Here is a 20,626-nt window from a genome sequence, read left to right as displayed (position 1 = left end):
GCCGGCCCGGGGGGCGGTCAGGCGGCGCTCAGCGCGGCGCGGACCGCCTCCTGGGCGGCCTCGCGCAGGCGGGCGTGCACCAGCACGTTCTCCTCGCGGTCGGTACGCACCTCGACCACCCGCGGCCCCTCGCCGCGCAGCGCCTTCGGCAGGTCCGCGATGTCCGACACCAGCGTGTACGGCGTCCCGGTGGCCGCCGCCACGTACCCCAGGTCCACTCCGTGCGGCGTGCCGAAGACCCGCTCGAACGGGTCGCGCACGGCGGCCTGCGGCAGCAGCGAGAAGATCCCGCCCCCGTCGTTGTTGACCACCACCAGGCACAGGTCGGGCCGCGGCTCGCGGGGGCCGAGGATGAGCCCGTTCTGGTCGTGCAGGAACGTCAGGTCGCCCAGCAGCGCGTACGACGGCCCGTTGTGCGCCAGCGCCGCGCCCATCGCCGTGGACACCAGCCCGTCGATGCCGGAGGCCCCCCGGTTGGCCATGAGCCGGATGCCGCGCCGCGGCCGCATCGCCTGGTCCAGGTCGCGGATGGGCATCGAGGAGCCGCAGAACAGCAGCGCCCCGTTGGGCAGCGCGTCCACGAGGTCCCTGGCCAGGCGCGGCTCGCTGGTGCCCGAGGCGTCCAGCACCTCGTCCACGGCGGCCCTGGCGGCCTGCTCGGCGTGCCGCCAGGCGTGCAGCCAGCTGTCGTCGCCGGCCGCCACGGGGATCTCCACGGCCTGCGCGACCTGGGTGGCCGAGCGGGTCGGGTCGGGCCAGCGGTCGAGGTCGGGGGCCACCACGATGTGCTCGCCCGCCCGCCCCAGCCACGACAGCAGCGGCCGCGACAGGCCGGGCCGGCCCAGGGTGACCACCACGTCGGGCCGGTGGGCGTCGGCGAACTCGGGCGTGCCCAGCAGGTAGTGGTAGGTCGAGATGGCGTGGTCGCCGTAGCGGGCGCCGCCGTTGGGCTCCGACAGCACCGGCCAGCCCGCCATGCCGGCGGCGGCCACGTAGCGGCGCACGTTGGCGGCGCCGTCGCCGACGACGAGCACGCCGCGCCGGGTGGGCGGGATGTGCAGGGCGATCGGCGGGGGCGCCACGCGGGCGCGTACCCAGGGGCCGCTGGCGGCGCCGTCCAGCGGCTCGCACCAGCCGGTGTCGCCGTCGGGGACGAGCGGCTCGCGGAAGGCCAGGTTGAGGTGGACGGGGCCGGGGTCGGCGGGGCCGGCGGCGCGCTGGTAGGCGCGGCAGGCCAGCGAGCGCCAGTAGGCGACCTGGCCGGGGCGGTCCTCGGGCACGCCGACCTCGGCGAACCAGCGGGTCGCGGCGCCGTACATCTTGATCTGGTCGATCGTCTGGTTGGCGCCGGTGCCGCGCAGCTCGGGCGGCCGGTCGGCGGTGAGGACCAGCAGCGGGACGCCGGCCTCTGCGGCCTCGACGACGGCCGGGTGGAAGTTGGCCGTGGCGGTGCCGGAGGAGCAGATCAGCGCCACCGGCCGCTCGCCGCGCTTGGCCAGCCCGAGCGCCAGGTAGGACGCCGAGCGCTCGTCGATGCGCACGTGCAGGCGCACCCGCGACTCGGCGTGCAGCGCCAGCGCCAGCGGGGCGGAGCGGGAGCCGGGGGCGAGCACCACGTCGGTCAGGCCGCAGCGCACCAGCTCGTCGATCAGCACCGTGGCCAGCGCGGTGGCGGGGTTCAACGTGACGCCTCCTGCATCCGGCGAAGCCACTGGGGGGATTCAATCTCAAATGCCGACAAAAGCTGAAAATTCACCTCGGGGCGGCGGACCGTCAGCGCGCCGTCCACGGGCACCAGCGAGTCGTCCACCACGTCGCCGCTCAGCAGCGACATCGTGCCGAGCCCGCACGCGTACGGCAGCGACGGCAGCGCCGCCGCCAGCGCCAGCCCCGCGGCCAGCCCCACGGACGTCTCCACCGCGCTGGAGACCACGGCCGGCAGGCCGCACGCCTCCACCACCCGCAGCGCCGCGCGCACCCCGCCCAGCGGCTGCACCTTGACCACCGCCACGTCGGCCGCCTCGGCCGCCCGCACCCGGAGGGGGTCCTCGGCGCGCCGGATCGACTCGTCGGCCGCGATCGGCACGTCGCAGGCGCGCCGCACGGCGGCCAGCTCCTCCAGCGTGGCGCACGGCTGCTCGGCGTACTCCAGGTCGAACTTGTCCAGGCGCTTCAGCCGCGAGACGGCCTCCTCGACGCTCCAGGCGCCGTTGACGTCCACCCGCAGCCTGCCCGACGGCCCGAGCGCGTCGCGCACGGCCTCCACCCTGGCCACGTCGTCGCCGAAGCCCTGCCCGCGCTCGGCCACCTTGACCTTGGCCGTGCCGCACCCGGAGCGCCGCACGATCGCGTGCGCCTCCTCGGGGTCCACCGCCGGCACGGTGGCGTTGACCGGGACGCGCTCGCGCACCGGCTCCGGCCAGCCCTCGAACGCCGCCTCCCGCGCGCAGGCCAGCCAGCGGGCGCACTCGCGCGGGCCGTACTCGGGGAACGGGGAGAACTCGCCCCATCCCGCCGGGCCGCGCAGCAGCACCCCTTCCCTGGCGGTCTGCCCCCGGAACCGCGTCCGCATCGGGATCCTGAAGACCACCGGAGCCCCGCAAGCCTCGGGAGCCTCGGGAGAACGCGCCACGACCCTCCCCCGCTTCCCTGCGCACCTGTCCGACCTGTCGCCATTAACCTTACGAGCATGTGGAGGAACCCGTCGCATCCGGACCGCCCGCTGCATGCCATTGTGCAGCCTCCCGGGCCCGCCCTGTTCGCGGCGGTCCGCGCGGCGCTCGACGGCACAGGACCGGCCGTCCTCCCGCTGGCGCCCGGCGGGCCCGCCGCGGCCGCCGTCGCCTCGCTGCGCCCCACCCACGCCGACGGCGTCCCGCTCGACGGCGGCGCCGGAGTGCCCGAGGACGTGGCCGTGGTCATCGCCACCAGCGGCAGCACCGGCGCGCCCAAGGGCGTCATGCTGTCGGCCACCGCGCTGCGCGCCTCCGCGGCGGCCTCGCTGCGCCGCCTGGAGGCGTCCAAGGGCGAGCGCTGGCTGTGCTGCCTGCCGGTCGCGCACGTCTCCGGCCTGCAGGTGCTGGTGCGCGCGCTGCTGTCGGGCACCGAGCCGCTGATCCACGCGCGCTTCGACCCGCGCGCGGTGCTGGAGTCGGGGGCCCACCACGTCTCCCTGGTGCCCACGCAGCTCCACCGGCTGGTGGAGCTGGAGGCCGACCTGTCGGTGTTCCGGACGATCCTGCTCGGCGGCGCCGCGCCCCGGCCCGGCCTGGTGGAGCGGGCCAGGGAGCTCGGCGCCAGGATCGTGACGACGTACGGGATGAGCGAGACCTGCGGCGGCTGCGTGTACGACGGCCAGCCCCTTTACAATGTAGATCTCAAGATCGGCGCGGACGGGCGCATCAGGATCGCCGGCCCCGTGCTGTTCTCCGGCTACCGCTCCGGCGAGAGCGCGCCGTTCGACGGCGGCTGGTTCGTCACCTCCGACCTCGGCGAGCTGTCCGGCGGGCGGCTGCGGGTGCTGGGCCGGGCCGACGATGTCATCAACACCGGCGGCGAGAAGGTCGTGGCCGGTGCCGTGGCCGCCGTGGTGTCCACCCATCCCGAGGTCGCCGACGTGGCCGTGATCGGCGTTCCCGATCCCGAGTGGGGCGAGCGGGTCACCGCCGTCGTGGTGCCCGCCACCCCCGACACGCCCCTCACGCTTGAGCAATTGCGGGCGTACTGCCGCGATAGGCTGCCCGCCTACGCCGCTCCCCGCGAGCTGCGCGTCGTCCCCGCGCTGCCCCTGCTGCCGAACGGCAAGACCGATCTGGTCGGCCTCAAGGCAGGAACCTGACGACGCGCCGCTGCGTCAGAGTGGGGAGAAGGAGGGAGCCTTCATGGACCAGACCCGCAAGATGTGGGCATCCGCGGCAGTCGTCGGCGTCATCGTCGCCGGAGGCGTCTCGATCGCGGCGGCCGCCTCGGCGGGCAGGCTCGACCAGGCGGCCGGGGAGACCAGGGCCGTGGTGGACGACAGGGCCGCAGTGACCGGCGGGGGCGCGGTGACCGGCGGGGGCGCGGCGGACGACGGGGCCGCGGCGGACGGCACGTCGCCGTCGGGCCGTCCGGAGCAGGAGCAGTCCGCCCCCGACCAGCAGGCCGCCGAGGACGACGGCCTCGTGGTCTCCGAAGAGGTCAACCCCGACCCCGGAAAGGTCCTCCAGTACTGGAGCGACGACCGCATGGAGGACGCCGAGCCCATGCCGATGCCGGCGGTCACGGAGAGCGGGACGTTCCACATCACCGAATGACCGCCCCGGGGGCCCCGAACCCAGGCCCTTTCCGGTAATTCATCTCCGTCGGGAACAAATGGCGCGGATTGGCGTTATTGATACTGGTGCGCCGTGCGGACAGCGAAGCCGCCCCGCCACAACCTGCCTGATTGCTGCTTACTCCGTACGGAGGAGGTGTCCTCATGCCCAGAACCGCCGTGGCTACCTCGCCCGCGACGCTAGACCAGTTGATAGAACGAGGACGTTCCCAGGGTCACCTTTCTCTGGCGGAACTGCGTGACGCGTTCGCCGAAGCCGGTGTCAGCCCCGCAGAGGGCCGCACGATCCTGCGTGAGCTCTCGGAGGCCGGGGTCAGCCTGGCCGCCGAGAACGAGCCGTCTCTCAGCAAGACCGCCCCCAGAAAGACCCGGAGGAGCGCCCAGCCCAGGACCGCCCGGACGAAGCCTGCCGCGGAGCAAGAGGAAGGTGCTCCGAAGAAGGTTTCGCCCTCGCGATCCCAGGCTACCGGCCGCAAGGCGGCCAAGGCAAAAACCGCCGACGCCAGGAGCCTGGTGCCCGCCGAGGCCAAGCCGGAGCACGAGGAGGACGTACCCGACGACCTCGTGCTCGACGAGGCCGAGCTGGAGACCGAGCAGATCGACCTGGACGACACGCAGTCCGTCATGGGCGACTCGGTGCACACGTACCTGAAGTCGATCGGCCGCCGCACCCTGCTGACCGCCGCCCAGGAGGTCGAGCTGGCCCGGCGGATCGAGGCCGGCCTGTACGCCGAGTACAAGCTGGAGACCCATCCGGACCTGCCGCCGGAGGTCCAGGAGGACCTGCACATGGTGGTCGAGGACGGCCGGCGCGCCAAGGACCACATGCTGGAGGCCAACCTGCGGCTGGTGGTCTCGGTGGCCAAGAAGTACACCGACCGCGGCATGTCGCTGCTGGACGTGGTGCAGGAGGGCAACCTCGGCCTCATCCGGGCCGTGGAGAAGTTCGACTACACCAAGGGGTTCAAGTTCTCCACGTACGCCATGTGGTGGATCAGGCAGGCCATCCAGCGCGGCTTCGCCGACTCGGCCCGCACGATCCGGCTGCCCGTGCACGTGCTGGAGATGCTCTCCAAGCTGTCGCGGGTGGAGCGTGACATGCACCAGCGCCTGGGGCGCGAGCCCACGCCCGAGGAGCTGGCGGTCGAGCTGGACAAGACCCCGGACCAGATCGAGGAGCTGCTGCGCACCAGCCGCCAGCCGATCTCGCTGAACGCGACGATCGGCGAGGACGGCGAGACCACGATCGGCGACCTCATCGAGGACGTCGACTCGCCGGAGGCGTCGGAGATCGTCGACCGCCAGCTGCTGGGCGACCAGCTGCGGGGCGTGCTCGACAACCTCTCGCCCCGCGAGTCGAAGATCATGGCGCTGCGCTTCGGCCTGGTGGACGGCAAGCCGCACACCCTGGACGAGATCGGCAAGTACCTGGGCCTGACCCGGGAGCGGATCCGCCAGCTGGAGAAGGAGTCGCTGTCCAAGCTGCGTCACCCGAGCAACACCCGCCCGCTGCTCGACTGGGCCAGCTGAGCCCGGGCAGGCAGGGGCACCGGGAAGGGGCCCGGTCACCGTACGTGGTGGCCGGGCCCCTTTTCCGTGCCATCAGCCCCGGGCCATCAGCCCCGGGCCGGGGATCAGCGGGTGGCGGGCACCGGGCGCGGGACGCGCGGCATGCCCCACAGGCGGTTCTCCTCGCGGAGGGTGCGCAGCCGGTCGACCTCGGCCGTCCACTCCCGCCCCGCCGGCGTCGCCTTGGCCTTGCGGCGCGCGATGCGGTCGTCGTAGGCCTTGACGCCGAAGGTGGCCCGCTGCCCCGCCTCGGCGGCCCGCAGCGCCTCGGTCAGCGCCTTGTCGAACGCCCGCCCCGCCGCCAGCAGCTCGATCTCGTCGGCCGACGCGGCCCGCAGCTCCCTCAGTGTCCGCTCGGCCTGCCTGGCCTTGTCGAGCAGCTCGGGGAAGCTCCTGGAGATCTCCTGGTCCGCGTGGTAGCGAACCTCGGCCTCCCGGCTCACCCGCGGACGGAAAAACGCCATCGACCCTGCCCTTTCACCAGCCGGTACGTCATGCACGGCCAAGCGTACGCCTCCGCGCGACACACCCGGAAATCACCCCGGTGCGACGCCCTTTACATAGTAAGATGATCTTCATGCCCGCCAAGCGACCACCGATCCCCCTCTCCCGAGAGCGCATCCTCGAAGCCGCTCTGCACATCGCCGACAGCCAGGGCCTGCGCCGGCTCACCATGCGCCGCCTGGGCGACGCCCTCCAGGTAGAGGCCATGGCCATCTACCACCACCTGCCCCGGGGCAAGGAGGCGCTGATGGACGCCCTGGCCGAGCACGTCACCACCGTCCACGTGGAGCCGGGCCCGACCTGGCAGGAGACGGCCAGGGCGTGGTGCCGGGCCGAGCGGGAGCTGCTGCGCGAGCACCCCGGCGTGCTGGCGCTGGCGCTCACCAAACCCCCCAAGGGGGCCACCCTGATCGCCATCCGCGAGCAGGTCGAGCAGCTGGCCGAGGGCGGCCTGGACGACGCCGCCGACGCGGTGCGCACGCTGCGCGCGTTCGTGTACGGCAGCGTGGCCGTCGAGGTCCAGCGGTCCGGCTGGGCCGACCCCGAGGTGGACGAATGGGTCAGACGGGACGAACGTGCCGATGCGGACTTCGAGCGCGGACTCGACGCTCTGCTCAAGGGTTTGCAAACGTGATGCGCGTGTCGCGCTTGGCCCGTTATCCTGCATAAGGCACGCTGTGTCGAAGGTCACACGTTACGGGGACCCTCCTGCCGCGACCCTGACGGGCCGTGTCGGAACGTGTGCCTGCAGCGCACACATGCCAGAAAGACCACCCGAGCCGCTCCCGCCCCACACAACGGGAGCATCCACGAGATATCGGAGGCACGCCGATGTGCCCGCACGTCCCGGCCTGTCCGGATGCAGAGGCGCCCGACCGCGAGGCGGCACGCACCCTCGCCTGCCACCCCGAGCAGGGTTGGAGCCTGCTCTGCAACGGCGTCGTCCTGTTCGAGGACACCGGGGAGCTCCTGCCCAGCGGCGCCACCATCGAGCCGCACCGCCCCGTGGCCGTCTGACCGGCCCGCCAGGCCACCAGGCCGACCGCCAGGCCGCGCCAGGCCCCACGAGGCTCTGTCAGGCTCCGCGAGGCTCCGTCAGGCCCCGCCGGGCTCCCGCGAGGCTCCGTCGGCCCCGCCGGGGCTCCGTCAGGCCCCGCCCCGCTCGTCCGGGCCCTCGCGCCCCGAGGCCGCCGCTACCCCGCCGGCGCGTAGCGGCCGAGCCACTCCGCCACGATCTCGCCCACGCGGGCGGGGTCCCGCTTCAGGTCGTGCCCCTCGCCGGGCAGCACCACCAGGCGCGCCGCGTCCGCGGCGGCCGGGACGCCGAACGGGTCGCGCTCGCCGTTGACCACCAGCACGTCCACCCCGGCCCCGCGCAGCTCGCCGGCCCTCGACCTGTCCGGCTTGCCGGGCGGATGCAGGGGGAAGGCCAGCGCCACGACCGCCGCCGCGCCCACCGCGGCCGCCGTGCGGCAGGCCACCCGCGCCCCGTTGCTCCGCCCGCCCTGCACCAGGGGCAGGCCGGGCCGGCGTGCCCGCAGCTCCGCCAGGACGGCCTCCCACGCCTCGTCCTGGCGCGCCGGCGAGCCCGGCGCGCGCGCTCCCGCCAGCCGGAACGGCTGCGTCACCCGGGCCACGCTGAACCCCGCCCCGACCGCGGCGTCGCGCACCGCCAGCAGGTCGGGGGCGTCCACTCCCCCGGCGGAGCCGTGGGTGAGCACGAGCAGCAGCCGGGGCTCGGCCACCTCGTCCAGCTCCACCAGGGCGGGCCCCCTCGGGGTCGTGATCCGCATGGCAGAACCGTACCTGGGGAGGATGCGGTGTTGGCCCTCAGGTCTGATGACGGCGTGCCGCCGAGGGCGGCATGATGTCCTCATGCAGGACAAGCGCCCTCTCCGCGAGGACCTGAAGGCCACCCTCGACGCCCGCCGCGACCTCGGCCCCGACTACGAGACCGCGCTCGTCGAGTCCTTCATGGACCGCCTCGACGAGACCATCGCCGCCCGGGTGCGGGCCGAGCTGGGCGCGGGGGCGGCCGGTCACCGTCCCGCCCGGCCCAAGGAGCAGGTGCCGGCCAAGGCGATGATCCCCATCTCGCTCGGCTCGCTGGGCATCGGCGTCCCGCTGACCGCGATCGCGGGCGGCAGCGCGGGCCTGCAGGGCCTGGTCATCGCCTGGCTCTCCATCGTCATCATCAACGTGGCCGCCGCGGCGGCCGTCATGCGCCGCGGCTGACCGGCCCCGGAGGTCTCAGGGCTCGCGCTGGTAGCGGAGGCGCACCTCGGCGGCCAGCGCCTCGTCGGCGTGCTCCAGCCCGTACGACCACACCTGGTCGGCGTCCTCCGGCCGGCCGCGCAGCGGCAGCGTGCGGGCCAGCAGCTCGATGGCCAGCGCGCTGGTCCGGGCGTCGGCGCCGCCCTCCACGGTCCCGGCGAACTCGGCGCAGGCCAGCTCCAGGTGCGCGATCCCGAGCCGCACCCGCAGCCCCGGCACCTCGCCCTCGGGGGCGGTCTCCAGCGCCTCCAGCAGCACGTCGGCCGCCGGCCCTGGCTCGCCGTGCTCCAGCAGCAGGTCGGCCAGCTCCCGCGCGGCCAGGGCGGCCACCTGCTCGTCGCCGGCGGACATGGCGGCCCGCAGCTCGTGGTCGGCCTCCTCCAGGCTCTCGGCGAGGCGGGCCAGCGCGAGGTGGGCGTGCGCCAGGTAGGCCGGGTTGCCGACGCCCAGCACGGCCTGCCAGGCGGCCCTGGCCTGCTCGGCCCGCCCCTCGCGCTCGAAGCCCTGGGCCAGGTGGCAGGCGGCCTGGGCGGCGTACTCGGGGTGGCCGGTGGCCAGCGCGGTGCGGGCCGCGGCGCGGGCGGCCTCGACGTCGCCGCGCTCCTCCAGCACCACCGCGAGCCCGACGGCGGCCTGGGCCCGGTCGGGCCCGTCGGGCTCGGCGACCAGCCCGCGCAGGATGGCCGCGGCGCCGTCGAGGTCGCCGTCCTCGGCCAGGCGCCGGGCGGTGTCGAGGGGCGAGTCGAGGGGCGGGGTCGCCAGCTCTGAGGACGTCAAGAGAGCTCCTTCAAGGCGCCGCGTGGCCTGTGGTCGCACCGAAGCCTAACGACTTCCGGCGATCATGTCTGCTCACTTGACGATGCGGAACCGGATCCCCCGCCGTGCCCGGCTCAGTCCTCGTACGCCTCCAGCGGCGGGCAGGAGCAGACCAGGTTGCGGTCGCCGTAGGCCTGGTCGATGCGGCGCACCGGCACCCAGTACTTGCTCTCCCGCAGCGACGCCACCGGGTAGGCGGCCTCGCTCCGGCTGTAGGGGTGCGGCCACTCGTCGGCGGTGACCGACGCGGCCGTGTGCGGGGCGTTGCGCAGCGGGTTGTCGGTCCTGTCGTACGCCCCGGAGGCCACCTTGGCGATCTCCCCGCGGATGGCGATCATGGCGTCGGCGAAGCGGTCCAGCTCGGCCAGGTCCTCGCTCTCGGTCGGCTCGATCATGAGCGTGCCGGCCACCGGGAACGACATCGTCGGCGCGTGGAAACCGTAGTCGATGAGCCGCTTGGCCACGTCGTCCACGGTGACGCCGGTCTCCTTGGTGATCTGCCGCAGGTCGATGATGCACTCGTGCGCGACCAGCCCGCCGCGGCCGGTGTAGAGCACCGGGTAGTGCGGGGACAGCCGCCTGGCCAGGTAGTTGGCCGACAGGATCGCCTGCTCGGTGGCGGCGGTGAGGCCGTCGGCGCCCATCATGCGGATGTAGGCCCACGAGATGGGCAGGATGCCTGCCGACCCGTACGGGGCCGCCGAGACCGGCCCGACCGGGGTGCCGTTGTGCAGCGGGTGGCCGGGCAGGTAGGGGGCCAGGTGGCCGCGGACCGCGACCGGGCCGACGCCGGGGCCGCCGCCGCCGTGCGGGATGCAGAAGGTCTTGTGCAGGTTGAGGTGGGACACGTCGGCGCCGAACTCGCCCGGCTTGGACAGGCCGACCAGGGCGTTGAGGTTGGCGCCGTCCACGTACACCTGGCCGCCGGCCTCGTGCACCTTGGCGCAGACCTCGGTGATGCTCTCCTCGTACACGCCGTGCGTGGACGGGTAGGTGACCATGATCGCGGCGAGCTCGTCGCGGTGCTTGTCGATCTTGGCGTCGAGGTCGGCGAGGTCCACGTTGCCGTCGGCGTCGCAGGCGACGACCACGACCCGCAGGCCGGCCATGACGGCGCTGGCGGCGTTGGTGCCGTGCGCCGAGGACGGGATGAGGCACACGTCGCGGCCGTCCTGGCCGTTGGCGCGGTGGTAGGCGCGGATGGCCAGCAGCCCGGCGAACTCGCCCTGCGAGCCGGCGTTGGGCTGCAGCGAGACCTCGTCGTAGCCGGTCACCTCGGCCAGCCAGCCCTCCAGCGTGGCGATCAGCTCCAGGTAGCCCTCGGACTGCTCGCGCGGCGCGTACGGGTGCACGTCCGCGAACTCCGGCCAGGTGATCGGCTCCATCTCGGTGCTGGCGTTGAGCTTCATCGTGCAGGAGCCGAGCGGGATCATCGACCGGTCCAGGGCGATGTCCTTGTCCTGGAGCCTGCGCAGGTAGCGCAGCATCGCGGTCTCGGAGTGGTGGCTGTGGAAGACCGGGTGGGTGAGGTAGGCGGACTCGCGCAGCAGCTCGGCGGGCAGCGCGTCGGGCGCGGCCTCGGGGTCGGCCTCGCGCGCGGGCACGCCGAACGCCGCCCAGACGGCTCGCAGCTCGGCCGCGCCGGTCTTCTCGTCGCAGGCGACCGAGACGTGGTCGTCGTCGGCCCGCCACAGGTTGACGCCGCGCTCGGCGGCCGCGGCGACCACCTCGGCGGCCCGGCCGGGCACGCGGACCAGGACGGTGTCGAAGAACGTGCCGTGCACGACCTCCAGGCCGCCGGCGCGCAGGCCCTCGGCGAGGGCGGAGGCGTGCCGGTGCACCCGGCGGGCGATGCGGCGCAGGCCCTCGGGGCCGTGGTAGACGGCGTACATGCTCGCGATGACGGCCAGCAGGACCTGCGCGGTGCAGATGTTGCTGGTGGCCTTCTCGCGGCGGATGTGCTGCTCGCGGGTCTGCAGGGCGAGCCGGTAGGCGGGGGCGCCGTCGGCGTCCACGGACACGCCGACCAGGCGGCCGGGAAGCTGGCGCTGCAGGCCCTCGCGGACGGACATGTAGGCGGCGTGCGGCCCGCCGAAGCCGAACGGCACGCCGAAGCGCTGCGAGGTGCCGATCGCGATGTCGGCGCCCAGCTCGCCCGGCGCGGCGACGAGCGTGAGCGCGAGCAGGTCGGCGGCGGCCACGACGAGCGCCCCGGCCTCGTGCGCGGCGGCGGCCACGGCGCGGAAGTCGCGCAGCCGCCCGGAGGCTCCCGGGTACTGGACGAGCACGCCGAAGCACTCGGGCAGCTCACCGTCGAGGGAGTGCTCGACGAGCTCGATGCCGAGCGGCTCGGCGCGGGTGGCCAGCACCCGCTTGGTCTGCGGCAGCGCGTCGGCGTCGACCACGAACACGTTGCTCCGCGCCTTGCCGCCACGCCGGGCCAGCGTCATGGCCTCGGCGGCGGCGGTGCTCTCGTCCAGCAGGGACGCGCCGGCCACGGGCAGGCCGGTCAGGTCGGAGACGACGGTCTGGAAGTTGAGCAGCGCCTCCAGCCGGCCCTGCGAGATCTCCGGCTGGTACGGCGTGTACGCGGTGTACCAGCCCGGGTTCTCCAGCAGGTTGCGGCGGATGACCGCGGGCGTGATCGTGTCGTGGTAGCCCAGGCCGATCATGGAGGTGAGCACCCGGTTGCGCCCGGCCAGGGCACGCAGCTCGGCGATGGCCTCGGCCTCGCTCGCGGCGGCGGGCAGCATCAGCCGGTCCTTGGCCCGGATGGCCTCGGGGACCGCCGCCCCCACCAGGTCGGCGACGGACTCGAAGCCGACGGCCTCGAGCATGCGCTCGCGCTCGGCCTCCGAGGGGCCGATGTGCCTGCTGGCGAACGGCGGGGCCGCCAGGGACGTCAGAGGTGAGGTCGGCAGGGACGCTGACAGGTCGGTCATGGACAGTGCCTCCCGAGGCTATGGAGACCGGCGCCGGGGCGCGGGCGGATGCCGGGTCTCCCCCTCTGTCAGCGCGGCGGCACCGCGACCTGAGAGCTTCACCCCCTGCGAGGGCTTGCACCGTCGGTGAGACGCGCCTGGCGGGCGTGCCTGCTTTCCAGAGTTGCCTCGCCCGAGCGGTACAGGTTGCCTGAGAGATTCCGGGGAGGGTTGCTCCTTCGGCGCCCCGGGTCGCGATGCCCGGGGACTCTCCCGCACGGGGTCGTCGGCCTTGCCTGTCCTAGATTACTACCTTGTGCGTTACGCGAGGATTACTACCCCATGCGCCGCGCGCGGCGGCGGCGGGCGAGCTCGTCAGCGGGGTGGTCGGCCGGGACGGTGTCCTCGACCGCCGCGCGTTCCCCCGGCAGCTCCGCGAGGCTTCCCTCGACCTCGCGCCAGACCCGGCCGAGCGCGATGCCGAACACGCCCTGGCCGCCCTGGAGCAGGTCTATCACCTCGTCGGCCGAGGTGCACTCGTAGACGCTGACGCCGTCGCTCATGAGCGTGATCTGCGCGAGGTCGGCGACCCCGCGGTCACGCAGGTGCTGCACGGCCGTGCGGATCTGCTGCAACGACACCCCGGTGTCGAGCAGCCGCTTGACGACCTTGAGCACCAGGATGTCGCGGAAGCTGTAGAGCCGCTGGGATCCCGAGCCGTGGGCGGCCCTGATCGTCGGCTCCACCAGGCCCGTGCGTGCCCAGTAGTCGAGCTGCCTGTAGGTGATGCCGGCCGCCGCGCAGGCTGTGGGCCCGCGGTATCCGATGTCGTCCGGCAGCGCGGCCGGCTGCTCGTCGAAGAGCAGGCCCTGCTCCCCGGCACGCTGCCGCGCGTCCTCGCGCCGCACCGGATCTTCCTGGCCGGCCGTCTTTCCCTCGCCGCTGCTGACCGCCACGCGGACCTCCGGCTTTCTCTCATCCCGTGGTCTGATCTGGGGGTTCTTATAAGGCGACCACGGGTTTCACTTGCACCGTAGGACCGCGACCATGCTCAGTCAACGATCCGGCTCGGCGCGTCGTGAAGCGTAAATGCACCGAAATACCTACCCCGCCCTGCCGAAGTCCTCGGGAGTGATCGTGTCAAGGAACTCCCTGAACTTCTCCACCTCGTCCTCCTGGTCGTCGGGGATGACCACGCCGGCCTCCTGGACCACCTCCTCGCTGGCGAAGATGCGTGCTCCCGTGCGCAGTGCCAGCGCGATGGAGTCGGAGGGCCGGGCGCTCACCTCCACGCCGTTGGAGAAGACCAGGTCGGCGAAGAAGATGCCGTCGCGCAGGGCGACGATGTTGACCGCGCGCAATCCGACGCCCAGAGCGCTCAGCACGTCCCGGAACAGGTCGTGGGTGAGCGGCCGCGGCGGGGGCTCCTCCGCCTGGGCCAGGGCGATGGCCGTCGCCTCGGTCATGCCGATCCAGATCGGAAGGAACCGTTCCCCGTGTGCCTCCTTGAGCAAGACGATCGGTTGATTTGTGGGCATTTCAACTCTTACGCCCACGACCTCCATCTGCAACACGGGCTGCTCCGTATTCCTGACCGGTGACCCGGCACAGCTCTTGGCTCGTCGTTATCTGCTGACTGGCTACTTCATTCAACGTAACACCCGGGACGCCCGGAATGCTCCTCCGGGCCGTCGCAGGCTCGCATCATCGTCCCAGGACCGAACGTACCCCCGAGCGAACCAGCGACGCGTGCAGGTCGAGCAGCAGGGTGGACAGCTCGCGGGCGGTCTCCTCGGCCTCGCCGATCGCCCCCGGGGCGCGGCGCTTGAGCACGGGCGCGACGGTCTGCTCGACCAGGCCGCACTCGCGCTCGGCGGCGGCCTTGACCGCCCGCAGGTGCCGGGCGCGCAGGCCGAAGCGGGACAGCGCGCCCACCGTGCGGGCGACCTTCAGCGCCTCCTCGTCGTAGCGGCGGGCCACCGGGTCCAGCAGGCCGTAGTCCTCCAGCTCGGCGAGGGTCTCCTCGTCGATGCCGGCGGCCTCCAGCAGCTCACCCCGGCTCAGCCGGATCTCCTGCTTGCCCTGCACCGCTCGCGGCCGGCCGAAGCTCTCGGCCATCTTGTCCTTGATGACCCGCAGCGGCAGGTAGTGGTCGCGCTGCTCGGTGAGGATGAAGCGGAGCTGCTCGACGTGCAGGTGGGTGAACTTGCGGAAGCCCGAGGGGCTGCGCTCGGGCTCGATGAGCCCCTCGCCCTCCAAGAACCTGATCTTGGAGACGGTCACATCGGGGAACTCCGCCCGTAGCAGGGCGAGCACCTCCCCGATGCTCATGTGCGACCGCGCCGCCTGTGAAGTCATGCGCTGTGGTTGCCCCGCATGAGGAAGACCAGGCGGAACTTGCCGATCTGCACCTCGTCGCCGGAGTGCAGGGGGACTTCCTCGATGCGCTCGCGGTTGACATAGGTGCCGTTGAGGCTGCCCACGTCGCGCACGGAGAACTGGCCGCCGCGATGGCGGTAGAACTCCACGTGCCGCCGGGAGACGGTGATGTCGTCGAGGAAGATGTCGCTCTCGGGATGACGCCCGGTCGTGGTGAGGTCCTTGTCCAGCTTGAAACGGCTGCCCTGGTTGGGGCCCCTGGTCACGGTGAGCAACGCCGTGCCGGGCGGGAGCTGCTCCACCAGCGCCCGCTCCTGCAGGAGCATGTCGCCTGTCTCAGCCTCGTACGCCTCGATTCCCGCGACGGAGATCGTCGATGTGGTGTCCCCGGAGACCTCATGTCTGGTCAGCGGTGACCCGCAGCGGGAACAGAAACGGGCATCCTCGGGGTTGGCGTGCCCGCACTGCGTGCAGTAGACGCTCGGCATCGATCGGCTCGGCCTCCTACCGCGAAGACGCGGCGACAGTGCTCAGAACGCGCCTCGCTTCGCTTTTTTCAAGTTTGCGAATGCCGCAACATACGCTGATCAGCGGCAAAGGTCAACTCGGGGCGCTGGACGGTGGTTTGGACGCAGACAAAGTTACCGCCGCTTCCGCCCCGTGGTCCATGCCGCCGCGCGTTTCTACATTACGATCTTGCCGCGCCGGGCGCGCAACCGGAAGGGGCGTGGTCTTCGCCACCCTCCGTGATCCCGGCTCAGCCGGCGGCCTGCTCCACCACCCGCGCCCAGCGCTCCAGCAGCGCCTGGGCGCCGTCCATGTCGGGGGCCTCGGCCCACAGGTCGGTGACCGGCTCGGTGGCGGCGGGCAGCACCAGCACCCAGCTCCCGTCGTCGCGGGCCACCCGTACCCCGTCGGTGGTGTCGACGCGGTAGCCCTCGGGCTCGCCCTCGGCGGCCTCGATGACCGAGCGCATCACCGCGCCCTTGGCCGCCCACGGCGTGGGCACCGTGCGTTTGAGCAGTCTGACCTCGGGAATCCTGGCGTCGATCTGGCTGAGCGACAGGCGGGTGCGGGCCACCAGCCCCAGCAGCCGCATGAACGCGGCCAGCCCGTCGATGGCCGGGCTGAACTCGGGCACCACGAACCCGCCGCGGCCGTCGGCGGCGAAGATCATGTCCGGGCCGGCGGCGGCCGCGGTGAGCGCGTCGAGAGAGGTGGAGGTCCACTGCACCTGAACGCCGTGGAAGCGGCAGACCTGCTCGGCCACCCGGGTGGTGGTCACCGGCAGCGCCACGCGGCCGCCCCTGCGCTCGGCGGCGACCAGGTCGAGCACCACGAGCAGGGCGCGTTCCTCGTTGATGAGCTGGCCCATCTCGTCCACCAGCGCGATGCGCTCGCCGACCGGGTCGAAGCGCACGCCGAAGGCCGCCCGCGAGGAGCTGACCAGCTCCGACAGGCGTTGCAGGTCGCGGCGGCGCTCGGCCAGCGTCTCGGTGGGCGAGACGTCGTCGAGGCGGGCGTTGACGGTCAGCACGTCCACGCCGACCCGGCCGAGCAGGGTGGGCAGCACCAGCGAGGAGGTGCCGCCGGCGCAGTCCACCACCACCTTCATGTCCCGGACGTCGCCCACGCCGACCTGGCGCAGCAGCTCGTGGGTGTAGTCCTCGACGGCGCGGGCCGGGTGGGCGAGCTCGGCGATCTCGCCGGGGAAGGCCCGGCGGAACTCCTGCCGGGAGAAGACCCGCTCCAGCTTGCGCTGCGCGCCGGGCGCGAGGTCGGCGCCGCGGCCGTCCATGAGCACGATGTCCACGCTCTGCGGGTCGCCGGGGGTGGTGCGCAGCGCGATGCCGCCGGCCGCCCCCTCGCGGCCGGTGTGGAAGCGGGCCACCGGCAGGGGGGCGGCCTCCAGGTCCAGGACGTTGATCGCCCCGGCGGTGAGCGCGCCGTTGACCGCGTGCTTGAGCGCGCGGGCGGCCAGGGAGCAGTCGCGGGAGGTGACGACGTGCTCGCCCTTCTTGAGGGTGGTGGCGTAGGCGCTGGCCAGGCGGACGCACAGCTCGGCGGTGATCTCGACGTTGACCAGCCCGCTCACGCCCCGGGGGCCGAACAGGCTGCGCTGGCCCCGCGACTCCCAGATGACGCTGGTGTTGACCACCGCGCCGGCCTCGATCGTCTTGAACGGGTAGACCTTGACCCCGCTGGAGACGTACGCCTCGGACTCGATGACGCACTCGTCGCCGATGACCGCGTTCTCCTCGATGCGGGCACCGGTCATGATGTCGGTGCTCTTGCCGACCACGCAGCCGCGCAGGTGGGCGCCGGGGCCCAGGTAGACGTTGTCGTGGACGACCGCCCGGTGCAGGAAGGCGCCCTCGCGCACCACGACGTTGCTGCCCAGCACGGTGTACTCGCGCAGCTCGGCGCCCGCCTCGACCTTGGCGTAGTCGCCGATGAGCAGCGGGCCCTTGAGCACGGCGTCGGGGTCCACCGAGGCGGACTCGGCGACCCAGACGCCGGGCGAGAGCTCGAAGCCGCCGATGTCCAGGCCGACCTTGCCGGACAGCGCGTCGGCCTGGGCCTTGAGGTAGCTGTCGTGGGTGCCGACGTCCTCCCAGTAGCCGTCGGCGACGTAGCCGTAGATGGCGGCGCCGCGTTCCAGCAGGGCGGGGAAGACGTCGCCGGACCAGTCGACGGGCTCGCCGGGCGCGACGGCGTCGAGGACCTCGGGCTCCATGACGTAGACGCCGGTGTTGACGGTGTCGGAGAAGACCTGCCCCCATGTCGGCTTCTCCAGGAAGCGCTGCACGCGGCCGCCCTCGTCCACGATGATGATCCCGAACTCGAGGGGGTTGGGGACGCGCTTGAGGCCGATCGTGACGAGTGCCGAGTTCTCCCGGTGGAAGCGGATCATGTCGGTCAGGTCGATGTCGGTCAGGGCGTCCCCGGAGATCACCAGGAACCGGTCGTCACGCAGGCGGTCGGCGGCGTTCTTGACGCTGCCGGCGGTGCCGAGGGGCACGTCCTCGGTGGCGTACTGCAGGTGCATGCCCAGCTCGTCGCCGTCGCCGAAGTAGTTGCGCACCAGCGCCGCCAGGAACTGCACGGTGACCACCGTCTCGGTGATGCCGTGCCGCTTGAGCAGCCGCAGGACGTGCTCCATGATCGGGCGGTTGACCACGGGGAGGAGGGGCTTGGGCTGGTTGGCGGTCATGGGGCGCAGCCGAGTGCCCTCCCCGCCCGCCATGACGACCGCCTTCACCCGATCACCCCTTCTTGGCCGAGGCCACGAGCTGCCGCACCTGGATCACGTACAGCGCCCCGGCCCACCAGTACAGGCCCGTGCCCCAGAGGGCGAAGGCCCAGCCGACGATTCGGGCTATATCGGCATACCACCCGGAGTGGGAGGCAAGGAAGAGGAGCGGGAAGGCGTACATCAGGTTGAACATCGCGGCCTTGCCCAGGAAATGCACCTGAAGTGCCTGGTAGCCGTGCTTGCGGAGGACGGGGATGAAACACGCGACGAACAGCTCCCGTCCCAGGATGATCGCCACCAGCCACCACGGGATGACCTCGCGCAGCAGCAGCGCCAGGATCGTGGCGAAGACGTAGAGCTTGTCGGCCGCCGGGTCGATGATCCGGCCGAGCGCGCTGGTCTGGTCGAACGCCCGGGCGATCTTCCCGTCCAGCCAGTCGGTGAACCCGGCGAAGGCGAGCACCCCGATGGCCCACCCGTCGGCCTTCGGCCCGAGAACCAGCCACAGGAACACCGGCACGCCGAGAAGGCGCAGGAAGCTCAGCAGGTTGGGAACCGTCCAGATCCGGTCCTCGGCGGAAGTTTCGCTCACGCAGGAGACCCTACTGCGTGGAACTCGGCCGCAGCGGGCCGGACCTTGAGAGGTCAGGCGCGCAGGAAGGAATGGGTGCGGCCGAGCCCGGCGAAGCCGAGGCGGGCGTAGAAGTCCTTCGGCCAGTCGGCCGCGTCGGCGACCAGGAAGACCAGCTCGGCGCCGGCCGCCTCGGCGAGCAGCGCGCCCATCAGGGCACGCGCGTGACCCCGGCCGCGGTGCGCGGGGGCGGTGTGGACGTCCTCGATCTGGGCGACGCCGCCGTGGACGTAGAGGTCGGCCCGGGCGGCCAGCTCGCCGCCGGGGGCGCGCACGCCGCGGAAGGCGACCGTCTCGGCTCCCGCCGTGCGGGCCTCCGCGCGCCGGGCGAGCGCCTCGACCACCTCGTCGCCGGCCTCGGGCAGGCTCTGCCGCCACTCGCGGCGCAGGACGGGCAGCAGCTCGGCCAGGCCCAGGCGCTCGGCCGGGGGCGGGTCGTCGGGGACGTCGCCGCGGAAGGCCATGACCAGGTTGACCGCGTGGGTGTAGCCGGCCCGCGCGAGGACCGGCGCGAACGCCTCGCCGAGGCGGTCGTCGTGGACCTCCACCAACCGGTGGGCGCGGCCGGCCAGGGCCTCGTCGGCGGCCCGCAGCACCTCGCGCGGGTCGGCCTCCTCCCAGACGAGGAGCTTGTTGTCGTCGTAGGAGCCCGGGTAGCGCTCGTCGAGGACGGCCACCCCGCCCGGGACCGCCACCTCGCGCGGCGCCTTGCGGCGGGCGAAGTCGCGGACGAAGGCGAGCGCGCGGGCCAGGTCGGCCGCGTCGCTCTCGCGCCGGACGGCCGCCAGGTGGGCGAGGTCGTCCATCAGGGCCGCCCCGCCCGGCTGCCACGCCGATGCTTGTGCCGGTGCCCGTCAGGACGCATCGCGCACCGCCTTGACGAACGCCGCGATGAGGGCGGGGTCCTTCACGCCCGGCGCGGTCTCGACGCCGCTGGAGACGTCGACGCCCCAGGGCGCGGCCGCCGCGACGGCCTCGGCCACGTTGTCGGGGCTGAGGCCGCCGGCCAGCAGCCAGCGGCCCGACGGGCGGCCCCGCACCGCCGCCCAGTCCCAGGGCCGGCCGGAGCCGGCGTGCGGGGCGTCGACCAGGAGCAGGTCCTCGTCGTAGGCGCCGCAGCGCAGGTCGGCCCCGGAGTCCACGGCCCTGACCAGGGTGACGCCGAGGTCCTTCAGCGCGACGAAGTCGGCGTGCGGGTGCCGGCCGTGGAGCTGGACCGCGCGCACCCCGGAGGCCAGCGCCGCCGCGCGGACCGTCGGCGGGTCCTCGCCGCGGAAGACGCCCACGGTCAGGACGTGCCCGGGCACCAGCGCGGCCAGCTCGGCGGCGCGCTCCGGCTCGACGCGCCGGGGGCTGCGGGTCATGACGAACCCGATGGCGTCGGCGCCCGCCTCGACGGCGGCCGCCACGTGGGCGGGCTCGCTCAGGCCGCAGATCTTGACGTACACACCCAAGACATTAGCGGCGCCGGGCGGCTGCCGGCGACCAGGACCAGATCAGCAGCGCCACGGTCAGCCCGGACATCAGCACCCCGTTGGGCAGGTGCGCGCCCAGGACCGCCCAGGTGAAGTGCTGGGCCATGCCGAGGACGAACAGCACCAGGCTGGCCAGGGCGGGCCAGCCGGCGCCGCGGCCCGGCCGCCACACCAGCACGGCCAGCACGATCTGCACGAGCGCCACGAGGTGGACGACCATCCCGGCCATGACGTGGGTCTCGGCCATCGCCTCCGACTCCACCGCCTGCCCGGCGAACGAGGCGGCCACCATCAGCGCGGCCGCCTGGGCGATGACGGCCACGCGCAGCGCGTACAGCAGGCCGGCCGGGACCTGGCCGGTGGTCGCGGGCGGGCTCATGACCGCGGTCTTGTCCATGTCGTGGGGTCCTTTCCAGAAGGTTCGGTACGGGACCTCATCGTGGCCGCGCGGCGCTCGCGCGGTCGTCAGCCTGCTGGAGGAGAGCC

21 protein-coding genes and 1 riboswitch are annotated in these 20,626 nt (G+C 73.1%); of the genes, 6 read left to right on the top strand and 15 right to left on the bottom strand.

The annotated features are described in order from the left end of the window. Nucleotides 1-17: 17 nt before the first annotated feature. Nucleotides 18-1,682, bottom strand: a complete 1,665-nt coding sequence (gene menD / locus AB0H75_RS21435) for a 2-succinyl-5-enolpyruvyl-6-hydroxy-3-cyclohexene-1-carboxylic-acid synthase (RefSeq protein WP_367798655.1) — start codon at nt 1,680-1,682, stop codon at nt 18-20. Continuing rightward, nucleotides 1,679-2,590, bottom strand: a complete 912-nt coding sequence (locus tag AB0H75_RS21430; protein WP_367798653.1) for an o-succinylbenzoate synthase — start codon at nt 2,588-2,590, stop codon at nt 1,679-1,681. Before AB0H75_RS21430 ends, menD begins: the two co-directional genes overlap by 4 nt. Nucleotides 2,591-2,689: 99 nt before the next feature. On the opposite strand from AB0H75_RS21430, the gene AB0H75_RS21425 reads away from it, so the two are divergent. From AB0H75_RS21425 to AB0H75_RS21415, 3 genes are all read left to right on the top strand, one after another. Beyond that, nucleotides 2,690-3,838, top strand: a complete 1,149-nt coding sequence (locus tag AB0H75_RS21425; protein WP_367798651.1) for an AMP-binding protein — start codon at nt 2,690-2,692, stop codon at nt 3,836-3,838. Nucleotides 3,839-3,881: 43 nt separating this feature from the next. Continuing rightward, nucleotides 3,882-4,295, top strand: coding sequence for a hypothetical protein (locus AB0H75_RS21420; protein ID WP_367798649.1), 414 nt, complete (start codon nt 3,882-3,884; stop codon nt 4,293-4,295). 164 nt (nt 4,296-4,459) lie between these two features. Further along, nucleotides 4,460-5,845 carry an RNA polymerase sigma factor gene (locus AB0H75_RS21415; RefSeq protein WP_367798647.1) on the top strand — a complete coding sequence of 462 codons (1,386 nt, stop codon included), beginning with the start codon at nt 4,460-4,462 and terminating at the stop codon, nt 5,843-5,845. A gap of 104 nt (nt 5,846-5,949) precedes the next feature. Here the strand turns inward: AB0H75_RS21415 and AB0H75_RS21410 are convergent, their stop codons facing one another. After that, nucleotides 5,950-6,348: a hypothetical protein gene (locus AB0H75_RS21410; protein ID WP_367798645.1), complete on the bottom strand. Its 399-nt coding sequence runs from the start codon at nt 6,346-6,348 to the stop codon at nt 5,950-5,952. Nucleotides 6,349-6,461: 113 nt separating this feature from the next. Here AB0H75_RS21410 and AB0H75_RS21405 point away from each other — a divergent pair, with 113 nt between their 5' ends. Both AB0H75_RS21405 and AB0H75_RS21400 read left to right on the top strand, forming a co-directional pair. Beyond that, nucleotides 6,462-7,022 (top strand): TetR/AcrR family transcriptional regulator C-terminal domain-containing protein, encoded by a 561-nt coding sequence (locus AB0H75_RS21405; RefSeq protein WP_367798643.1) that lies wholly within the window; start codon nt 6,462-6,464, stop codon nt 7,020-7,022. 197 nt (nt 7,023-7,219) lie between these two features. Beyond that, nucleotides 7,220-7,405, top strand: a complete 186-nt coding sequence (locus AB0H75_RS21400) for a DUF5999 family protein (protein WP_242376759.1) — start codon at nt 7,220-7,222, stop codon at nt 7,403-7,405. A 176-nt stretch (nt 7,406-7,581) separates the two neighbouring features. Here AB0H75_RS21400 and AB0H75_RS21395 read toward each other — a convergent pair whose 3' ends face one another. Continuing rightward, complete coding sequence (locus AB0H75_RS21395; RefSeq protein ID WP_367798640.1) at nt 7,582-8,181, bottom strand: alpha/beta family hydrolase; 600 nt, start codon at nt 8,179-8,181, stop codon at nt 7,582-7,584. An 82-nt stretch (nt 8,182-8,263) separates the two neighbouring features. Between AB0H75_RS21395 and AB0H75_RS21390 the strand changes: the two genes are divergently transcribed. Next, the gene (locus AB0H75_RS21390) at nt 8,264-8,623 is read left to right on the top strand and encodes a hypothetical protein (RefSeq protein ID WP_367798638.1); all 360 of its coding nucleotides are present in this window, start codon (nt 8,264-8,266) and stop codon (nt 8,621-8,623) included. Nucleotides 8,624-8,638: 15 nt separating this feature from the next. On the opposite strand, the gene AB0H75_RS21385 is transcribed toward AB0H75_RS21390, so the two are convergent. The 11 genes from AB0H75_RS21385 to AB0H75_RS21335 form a co-directional block, all read right to left on the bottom strand. Further along, complete coding sequence (locus tag AB0H75_RS21385) at nt 8,639-9,439, bottom strand: tetratricopeptide repeat protein (protein WP_367798636.1); 801 nt, start codon at nt 9,437-9,439, stop codon at nt 8,639-8,641. A gap of 113 nt (nt 9,440-9,552) precedes the next feature. Continuing rightward, nucleotides 9,553-12,420, bottom strand: a complete 2,868-nt coding sequence (gene gcvP, locus AB0H75_RS21380) for an aminomethyl-transferring glycine dehydrogenase (RefSeq protein ID WP_367798634.1) — start codon at nt 12,418-12,420, stop codon at nt 9,553-9,555. Nucleotides 12,421-12,587: 167 nt separating this feature from the next. After that, nucleotides 12,588-12,685, bottom strand: a riboswitch (glycine riboswitch). Between the two features lie 49 nt (nt 12,686-12,734). After that, nucleotides 12,735-13,307: a MerR family transcriptional regulator gene (locus AB0H75_RS21375; protein ID WP_367799035.1), complete on the bottom strand. Its 573-nt coding sequence runs from the start codon at nt 13,305-13,307 to the stop codon at nt 12,735-12,737. Nucleotides 13,308-13,502: 195 nt separating this feature from the next. After that, the gene (locus tag AB0H75_RS21370; RefSeq protein WP_020539830.1) at nt 13,503-13,973 is read right to left on the bottom strand and encodes a bifunctional nuclease family protein; all 471 of its coding nucleotides are present in this window, start codon (nt 13,971-13,973) and stop codon (nt 13,503-13,505) included. A gap of 130 nt (nt 13,974-14,103) precedes the next feature. After that, nucleotides 14,104-14,730 carry a MerR family transcriptional regulator gene (locus tag AB0H75_RS21365; protein ID WP_367798632.1) on the bottom strand — a complete coding sequence of 209 codons (627 nt, stop codon included), beginning with the start codon at nt 14,728-14,730 and terminating at the stop codon, nt 14,104-14,106. 23 nt (nt 14,731-14,753) lie between these two features. Next, nucleotides 14,754-15,266, bottom strand: a complete 513-nt coding sequence (locus AB0H75_RS21360; RefSeq protein WP_367798630.1) for an FHA domain-containing protein — start codon at nt 15,264-15,266, stop codon at nt 14,754-14,756. A 269-nt stretch (nt 15,267-15,535) separates the two neighbouring features. Next, a complete protein-coding gene (locus AB0H75_RS21355; RefSeq protein WP_367798628.1) occupies nt 15,536-18,040 on the bottom strand; it encodes a sugar phosphate nucleotidyltransferase in 2,505 nt (834 codons plus the stop codon). A gap of 4 nt (nt 18,041-18,044) precedes the next feature. After that, nucleotides 18,045-18,626, bottom strand: coding sequence for a CDP-alcohol phosphatidyltransferase family protein (locus tag AB0H75_RS21350; RefSeq protein WP_367798626.1), 582 nt, complete (start codon nt 18,624-18,626; stop codon nt 18,045-18,047). A 53-nt stretch (nt 18,627-18,679) separates the two neighbouring features. Next, nucleotides 18,680-19,471, bottom strand: coding sequence for a GNAT family N-acetyltransferase (locus AB0H75_RS21345; protein ID WP_367798624.1), 792 nt, complete (start codon nt 19,469-19,471; stop codon nt 18,680-18,682). A gap of 48 nt (nt 19,472-19,519) precedes the next feature. Continuing rightward, entirely contained in the window at nt 19,520-20,113 is a 594-nt protein-coding gene (locus AB0H75_RS21340) for a phosphoribosylanthranilate isomerase (RefSeq protein WP_367798622.1), read from the bottom strand. A gap of 10 nt (nt 20,114-20,123) precedes the next feature. Next, nucleotides 20,124-20,537 (bottom strand): hypothetical protein, encoded by a 414-nt coding sequence (locus tag AB0H75_RS21335; RefSeq protein WP_367798620.1) that lies wholly within the window; start codon nt 20,535-20,537, stop codon nt 20,124-20,126. Nucleotides 20,538-20,626 lie beyond the last annotated feature (89 nt).

Source organism: Nonomuraea sp. NPDC050783 (assembly GCF_040802095.1).
Taxonomy (GTDB): Bacteria; Actinomycetota; Actinomycetes; order Streptosporangiales; family Streptosporangiaceae; genus Nonomuraea.
The sequence above is the reverse complement of the archived record's forward strand: the minus strand, read 5'-3'. Positions and strand labels throughout refer to the sequence as shown.

What these genes read in the sequence shown, in the direction of transcription:
- AB0H75_RS21425 (WP_367798651.1), top strand. Translation starts at nt 2,690, where the DNA reads ATGTGGAGGAACCCGTCGCATCCGGACCGCCCGCTGCATGCCATTGTG.
- AB0H75_RS21420 (WP_367798649.1), top strand. Translation starts at nt 3,882, where the DNA reads ATGGACCAGACCCGCAAGATGTGGGCATCCGCGGCAGTCGTCGGCGTC.
- AB0H75_RS21415 (WP_367798647.1), top strand. Translation starts at nt 4,460, where the DNA reads ATGCCCAGAACCGCCGTGGCTACCTCGCCCGCGACGCTAGACCAGTTG.
- AB0H75_RS21410 (WP_367798645.1), bottom strand. Translation starts at nt 6,348, where the DNA reads ATGGCGTTTTTCCGTCCGCGGGTGAGCCGGGAGGCCGAGGTTCGCTAC.
- AB0H75_RS21405 (WP_367798643.1), top strand. Translation starts at nt 6,462, where the DNA reads ATGCCCGCCAAGCGACCACCGATCCCCCTCTCCCGAGAGCGCATCCTC.
- AB0H75_RS21400 (WP_242376759.1), top strand. Translation starts at nt 7,220, where the DNA reads ATGTGCCCGCACGTCCCGGCCTGTCCGGATGCAGAGGCGCCCGACCGC.
- AB0H75_RS21395 (WP_367798640.1), bottom strand. Translation starts at nt 8,181, where the DNA reads ATGCGGATCACGACCCCGAGGGGGCCCGCCCTGGTGGAGCTGGACGAG.
- AB0H75_RS21390 (WP_367798638.1), top strand. Translation starts at nt 8,264, where the DNA reads ATGCAGGACAAGCGCCCTCTCCGCGAGGACCTGAAGGCCACCCTCGAC.
- gcvP (WP_367798634.1), bottom strand. Translation starts at nt 12,420, where the DNA reads ATGACCGACCTGTCAGCGTCCCTGCCGACCTCACCTCTGACGTCCCTG.
- AB0H75_RS21365 (WP_367798632.1), bottom strand. Translation starts at nt 14,730, where the DNA reads ATGAGCATCGGGGAGGTGCTCGCCCTGCTACGGGCGGAGTTCCCCGAT.
- AB0H75_RS21360 (WP_367798630.1), bottom strand. Translation starts at nt 15,266, where the DNA reads ATGCCGAGCGTCTACTGCACGCAGTGCGGGCACGCCAACCCCGAGGAT.
- AB0H75_RS21345 (WP_367798624.1), bottom strand. Translation starts at nt 19,471, where the DNA reads ATGGACGACCTCGCCCACCTGGCGGCCGTCCGGCGCGAGAGCGACGCG.
- AB0H75_RS21335 (WP_367798620.1), bottom strand. Translation starts at nt 20,537, where the DNA reads ATGGACAAGACCGCGGTCATGAGCCCGCCCGCGACCACCGGCCAGGTC.